Origin of the sequence: Streptomyces misionensis, assembly GCF_007896895.1 — a bacterium.
Taxonomy (GTDB): domain Bacteria; phylum Actinomycetota; class Actinomycetes; order Streptomycetales; family Streptomycetaceae; genus Streptomyces; species Streptomyces misionensis_A.
The window spans coordinates 1-5,832 of sequence record NZ_VOGW01000185.1; the positions used below are offsets into that span (position 1 = coordinate 1).

Here is a 5,832-nt window from a genome sequence, read left to right on the forward strand (position 1 = left end):
GGGGGGTGGCGGCGGTGGTGCGGGTGCGGGTGGCCACATGGGTCGTCTCGTGGGTGAGGACGACCTGTTTGCCCAGGGTGCCCAGGGCGGCGTAGGCGTCGGGGTTGATCACCACCCGGTCGGCCGGGGTCCGGCCCGCGCCGCCCGCCTCGCCGGTGGTGACGGCGGCGATGCCCCGGTAGTCGGCGGCCGGCGAGCCGAGCAGGCCCGCCATGCCGTCCAGGGACCTCGGCACCACGACCACCACCTTGCGGGTCCAGTCCGTGCCCCACTGCCCGGAGACCGCCGGGACCGCCCGGTCGGCCATCCGGGCGTAGGCACGCAGGTCGGCCGCGGACTGCCCGGCGCCGAGGACCAGGCTGTGCGCGCCCGGTACGGCGGTCACCGGGCCCTGGTCCCACAGCTGCTGCCCGGACCGCCCGGCGGGGCGGTCGGCGGTGACGTACCAGGTGCCCTGGGCCGTCCTGGCGAGGGTGAGGGTGCGCCGGGTGTCGACGGGGGCCCGGTCGTAGCCGGCGACCCGGTACGTCAGCTCGGCGTCGGCGGTGGCGCCCGCGGCGGTGCGGCGCAGCCCGGTGACCCGGTACGCCCAGGAGGCCAGCGGCAGGGCGCGCAGCCTGGTGTACTCCCCGCGGGCGCCGGTCGCGTCGTACGCCCCCTCGTCGTGCCGCAGCAGCGCCGCCGAGCGCATGTCCAGCAGGCGCTGCACCTCGGTCCGCGCGGAGTCGGCCGCCGTCCCCCCGGCGCAGCCTGCCAGCGGCAGCAGCAGGCACAGGGCCGACGCCGCGACCCGTCTCACCCTCCCGTCACCGGCCATCCGACGATCGTACGGCGCGTCGCGCGGGCGTCAGGGCCGGGTGACCGAGGAGATGGGCATCATCCCGACCGGGTCGTAGCGCACCGCCGCCCCGGGGTGGGGCGCGTGGATGACCCGGCCGCCCCCGGCGTACATCGCCACATGGCTGGCGTCGGAGCGGTAGACGATCAGGTCGCCGGGGCGGGCCTGGGAGAGCGGGACCCGGCGGCCGGCGAGGCGCTGCTCCTGGGAGGTGCGCGGCAGATGGACGCCGGCGTGCGCGTACGACCACTGCATCAGGCCCGAACAGTCGAAGCCCGCGGGCCCGTTGGCGCCCCACACATAGGGGCGGCCGAGGGCGGAGCGGGCGGCGGCCAGCGCGGCCGCGGCCCGCCCGTCGGCGGCGGCCGTCGCACCGGTCGGATCGGGCAGCCCGAGGCGGTCGGAGCCGGCCGAGCGGGAGGAGCGTTCGTAGGCGGCGCGGTCGGCCGCGGACAGCGAGTCCAGCAGCTGCCGGGCCCGGGCGAGCTTGCGCTCCACCGTCCGCTTGTGCGCGGCCACCGCCCGGCGGCTGCGGTCCAGTTCGGTGAGTTTCCCGGCCGCCTCCGCCCGTTCCTGGTCGAGTTCGCGCAGCGCGGACCGCAGCTCCCGCAGCCGGACGGACTCCTCGGCGCCGATGCGGTCGAGGGTGGCGGCCTTGTCGAGGTAGTCGTCGGGGTCGGCGGAGAACAGCAGGGCGACGGCCGGGTCGATGCCGCCCGTGCGGTACTGCGCCCCGGCCAGCGAACCCAGCTCCTCCCGAAGGGAGTTGACCTCCTGCTGGCGGCGGGCGATGCGGTCCTGGGCGTACCGGACCTCGCGGCGCAGGCCGTCCGCGCGCTCCTCGGCCTTGTCGTAGGCCTCGGTCGCCCGCTCGGCCTCCGTGTAGAGCCGGTCCACCTCGGCGCGGGCGTCGGCGTGCGGCGCGGCCTGCGCGGGTACGGCGCCGAGCGCGGCGGCCGCGGCCGGCAGCGCGCACAGGGCGGCGGCGCCCAGGGCGAGTCCGGAGGGTGCGCGGCGGCGACCGGACGGTGCACGGTCGCGGCCGGACGGTGCAAGGCGGCGATGGGACCCCACGGGTTGCCGAACCCCTTCCACTGGCTGACGAGGGACGTCCCCCGGCGCCAGGGACGGGGAGGCCCGGGCGCCGGGGAAACGCGGCAGACAGTAGCCGTGCGGAAGGGCCGCGGCCAAAGACCTCGGCGGCGACAAAGAGTGACGCCCCGCCGCTGACGCAGGTCACCGGCGGGGCGTGGGGTCAACCCTCGTCCCGGAGGTTCGCCCGTTCGGGCGCCCTCGTGAGGTTTGCCGCGGGTCTCAGACCCGCACGCCGAACTGGAACGGCATGTCGGACATCGCCTCGTAGCGCACCACGGCACCGGTGTGCGGGGCGTGCAGCACCTGGCCGTTGCCCGCGTACAGGCCCACGTGGTGGATGTCGCCGTAGAAGAACACCAGGTCGCCGACCTTGAGGTCGCTCTGGTTGTAGATCCGGGTGCCGATGGTGGCCTGCTCCTCGGAGGTGCGCGGGATGGAGACGCCGGCCTGCGCGTAGGCGTAGGAGGTCAGACCCGAGCAGTCGAAGGAGGAGGGGCCGGTGGCGCCGTAGACGTACGGCTTGCCGATCTGGCCCTGGGCGGCGGCGAAGGCGGCCGCGGCCCGGCCGGAGGCGGGCGGGGCGTCGCCGAGGTTCACGCGCTGGCTGGAGGAGCGGTCGGCGCGCTGCTGCTGCGCGGCCAGGTCCGCCTTCTCCTTGGCGGTGAGGCTGTTGAGGATCTTCTGGGCCTCGGCCAGCTTGGCCTGGACTTCCTTCTTCTTGTTGCCCAGTTCGGTCCGGGTGGCCGAGAGGTCCTTGAGCTTCTCGGTGGCCTCGGAGCGCTCCTGGGCGAGTTCGCGCTGCTTGTCCTGGATCTTGCGCAGCGCGTCGACCTGCTGGCCGCTCAGCTGGTCGAGGGTGGACGCCTTGTCGAGGTAGTCGTCCGGGTTGGAGGAGAGGAAGAGCTGGACCGAGGGGTCGATACCGCCGTCGCGGTACTGGGCGGTCGCCAGCGAACCCAGGCCGTCGCGCAGCTTGTTGAGGTCTTCCTGACCCCGCGCGACGTTGTCCTGGATCGTGGATATCTCCTTCTGCAGCTTCTGCTGCTTCTCCTTGGCGCCGTTGTACTTCTCGGTGGCCTGCTCGGCCTCCTCGTACAGCTTGTCGACCTTGGACTTGACCTGGTCCTTGCTGAGCTTGGGGCTCGGCGCGGCGTTCGCGGCGTTCGCGCTGAGCACGACGGCAGCGGCGGCTGCGGTGGTCAGCACGGTCACGCGTGCGCGGCTCTGCTGCTTGGGTCGACGGTGGGACGCCACGGAGGACGAACTCCTTCTTGTGAGTGTTCACCCGTTCGGAGGTTCGAGCCCAGACCCTAGTGACACAGTTGTGATCATTCAAATCCTCACGACAAAAAATGCCGTGACGCAATGTATTTTTTGCACACAACACACGAGCAGTGATGCGCGATTGACGCTACGTCGCGTGACAGCACGCCCAATTCGGGCAATGCGTACGCCCGTCGGGCCTTTCAGGACAGTCGTTTCAGAAGCATGGCAGACGCCACCGGCCGGGCACCCGCCCGCGCCACGCCGTCGGCCACCTCGCGGTCGGTGGAGGCGACGATGACCGGACGGCCCGGCGGTTCCGCGCGCACCAGCTGGCGGATCAGCTCGTCCGCCGTGACGCCCGGCTTGGAGAACAGCACCCGCACCCCGCGCGGCGGCGCGAGCAGCACCGGCGCGGCCAGTTCGGCGCCGTCGAAGACACAGGTCACCTCGGCGCCGGTCTGCGCGGCGAGCGCCGACAGCTGCCCGAGCAGCCGCAGCCGCTGCTTCTCCAGCGGCATCTGCGGATAGCCGGTCTTGGTGACGTTGTAGCCGTCGACCACCAGATGCGCCTGCGGCAGCGCGAGCAACTGGTCGAGGATCGCGGGGTCGTGCTCGGACAGGGCGCGCGCCGCGATGTCCTTCGGGGTCATCCGGCCCGGCTCCACCGCGTCGACCGTCTCGGCCGGGCGCACGGACACCGGCGGCAGCGCCAGCTCCCGCCGCAGGCCCTGGGTGGCGTCCAGCAGGGTGTCCAGGAGCAGCCGTACCCGCATGTCCTCCACGCTGCGGCCCTCGCGGGCGGCCTTGCGGGTGGCCTCCAGGGCCGCCTCCGCCTCGCCGAGGCGCGCCTTGAGCCGCCGGGACTCGCTCTCCGCGGCCGACACCTGGAGCTGCGCCTCGGCGCGCACGATGTCCATCTCGCTCTGCGTCTTGCGCAGCGCCGCCTCGCCGCGGCGCACATCGCTCAGCGCGGAGCGCAGCTTGCGGTGCAGCGACTCCGCCTCCCGCTTCGCCGACTCCAGCTCCGCGCGCAGCCGTTCGGTCTCGGCCCGGGTGTGCTCGCGGGCGTGGTCCAGTTCGACGCGCAGCCGCTCCAGCTCGGCCCGGCTCTCCTCGTCGGCCCGCTCGGCGTCGGCGCGCTGGGCCTCCTCGCCGGCCGCGGAGACCAGCTTCACCCAGCCCGCCGGGCGCAGCACATAGGCCGCGGCCGCCACGTCCAGCGGATCGGCGGCCGGGGGCGCCGCCCCGGAGTCGAGGGCGCCGGCCAGCTCCGGCTGGGTCTCGCGGAACTTCTCGCCGATCCGCTGCCGGAACAGCGTGTCGGTCTCCAGCGCCGCCGCCATCGCGTTCCCGGCGAACTTCACCCGGCGGTTCGGGGCGAACCGGGCGTACTGCCGCAACTGGGTGGGCAGTTCGGTCACGGTCAGCCGGCCGAAGCCGTCCGAGACGATCCCCACGACCCTGCGGCGCACCCCGTCGGGCAGCGGACGGTCAAGCACCTCAGCGGTGCCGTCGCCCGGCCCCCCGCCTGCGCTCTCCACCATCCGTCACACCCCACTACCGATTGCCGACATCCCCGGGCGGGCCCGCTCCGTCAGGAGCCGGCGCCCGGCCGGTCCACGAGTTCCACCTGGTCCACCGCGTTGCACCAGCGGCAGCGCACCGACTCGATGGTCTCACTGACCACCTGGCGCTCCTCCACCGTCGGCTCGCCGGCCAGGTCGAGGTGGACGTACTCCACGACCTTCGACGAGCGGGTGACGTCGAAGCGGGTGAGGTTTCCGCAGAGGGTGCAGCGCCAACGCGTCGTGGCGGTCGGCAGGGGAACCGTCATCGTGCCTGTTCGCTTCCTTCTCGGGTCGGACCGCGCCGGCGGCCGACGCGTGTGGCTCGTAACCCTACGGCCTGGCGGGCGCTCGCCGCCCGTCCGTTCACGGCGGCGAGGCGGTCTGTCAGCTTGCGTCCGGTTACGTCATGCTCTGTGTTCATGATCAGCGAGTGGAGCACGGCGGCCGGCAGGACCTTCAGGGCACTCAGGGCCGCGCCGACGACGTACGGCCTCATCGCCCTGTGCTGCCTGATCTTCGTCCTGGGCCCGGCGTCCGGGATCGTCCCCGGGTACGGCACCGGGTATGCGCTGCTGGACACGGAGCGGGTGTACTTCCGCCAGTGGGGGGTGGTCCCGGCGGAGCTGTTCGCCGCCCCCGCGGCACACGCCCTCTCCCCGGTCACCGCGCTGTTCGTGCACGGCAACTGGGTGCATCTGCTGGGCAACATGCTCTTCCTCCTCGTCTTCGGCGTGCTGACCGAGGAGCGGATGGGCCGCGTGGAGTTCACCCTCTTCTACGTCGGCTGCGGCTACCTCGCGCTGCTGGGGTACGCGGCGGCCAACGCCACCTCCGAGCAGTCGCTGGTGGGCGCGTCGGGGGCGATCTCGGCGGTGCTCGGTGCGTTTCTCTTCCTGTTCCCGCGCGCCCGTGTCACCAGTCTCCTGCCGTTCCTGTTCTTCCTGCCGCTGCGTTTCCCGGCCTGGGTCGTACTGCCGTTCTGGGTGGCATTGCAGTGGGTGGCGGCGGGACGGTCGGTGCAGGGACCGGGGGTGGCGTACCTGGCGCACCTGGTGGGGTTCGGCG

6 protein-coding genes are annotated in these 5,832 nt (G+C 73.2%); 1 reads left to right on the forward strand and 5 read right to left on the reverse strand.

The window, feature by feature from the left end:
• The 5 genes from FRZ03_RS31735 to FRZ03_RS31755 form a co-directional block, all read right to left on the reverse strand.
• Window positions 1-817, reverse strand: an 817-nt coding sequence (locus tag FRZ03_RS31735) for a hypothetical protein (RefSeq protein ID WP_146468535.1), incomplete at its 3' end; no start/stop codon positions are given.
• Between the two features lie 30 nt (window positions 818-847).
• Window positions 848-1,912 carry a C40 family peptidase gene (locus tag FRZ03_RS31740; RefSeq protein ID WP_186785729.1) on the reverse strand — a complete coding sequence of 355 codons (1,065 nt, stop codon included), beginning with the start codon at window positions 1,910-1,912 and terminating at the stop codon, window positions 848-850.
• 240 nt (window positions 1,913-2,152) lie between these two features.
• Window positions 2,153-3,187 carry a C40 family peptidase gene (locus FRZ03_RS31745; RefSeq protein WP_070028632.1) on the reverse strand — a complete coding sequence of 345 codons (1,035 nt, stop codon included), beginning with the start codon at window positions 3,185-3,187 and terminating at the stop codon, window positions 2,153-2,155.
• 212 nt (window positions 3,188-3,399) lie between these two features.
• Window positions 3,400-4,743, reverse strand: coding sequence for an NYN domain-containing protein (locus FRZ03_RS31750; protein WP_146468536.1), 1,344 nt, complete (start codon window positions 4,741-4,743; stop codon window positions 3,400-3,402).
• A gap of 50 nt (window positions 4,744-4,793) precedes the next feature.
• Window positions 4,794-5,033 carry a hypothetical protein gene (locus FRZ03_RS31755; protein WP_146468537.1) on the reverse strand — a complete coding sequence of 80 codons (240 nt, stop codon included), beginning with the start codon at window positions 5,031-5,033 and terminating at the stop codon, window positions 4,794-4,796.
• 153 nt (window positions 5,034-5,186) lie between these two features.
• Here FRZ03_RS31755 and FRZ03_RS31760 point away from each other — a divergent pair.
• On the forward strand, window positions 5,187-5,832 hold a 646-nt coding region (locus FRZ03_RS31760; protein ID WP_146468642.1), incomplete at its 3' end, for a rhomboid family intramembrane serine protease.

Bases quoted from the DNA above. Each gene is read 5' to 3' on its own strand.
- FRZ03_RS31755 (WP_146468537.1), bottom strand. From the start codon at position 5,033: ATGACGGTTCCCCTGCCGACCGCCACGACGCGTTGGCGCTGCACCCTC.
- FRZ03_RS31750 (WP_146468536.1), bottom strand. From the start codon at position 4,743: ATGGTGGAGAGCGCAGGCGGGGGGCCGGGCGACGGCACCGCTGAGGTG.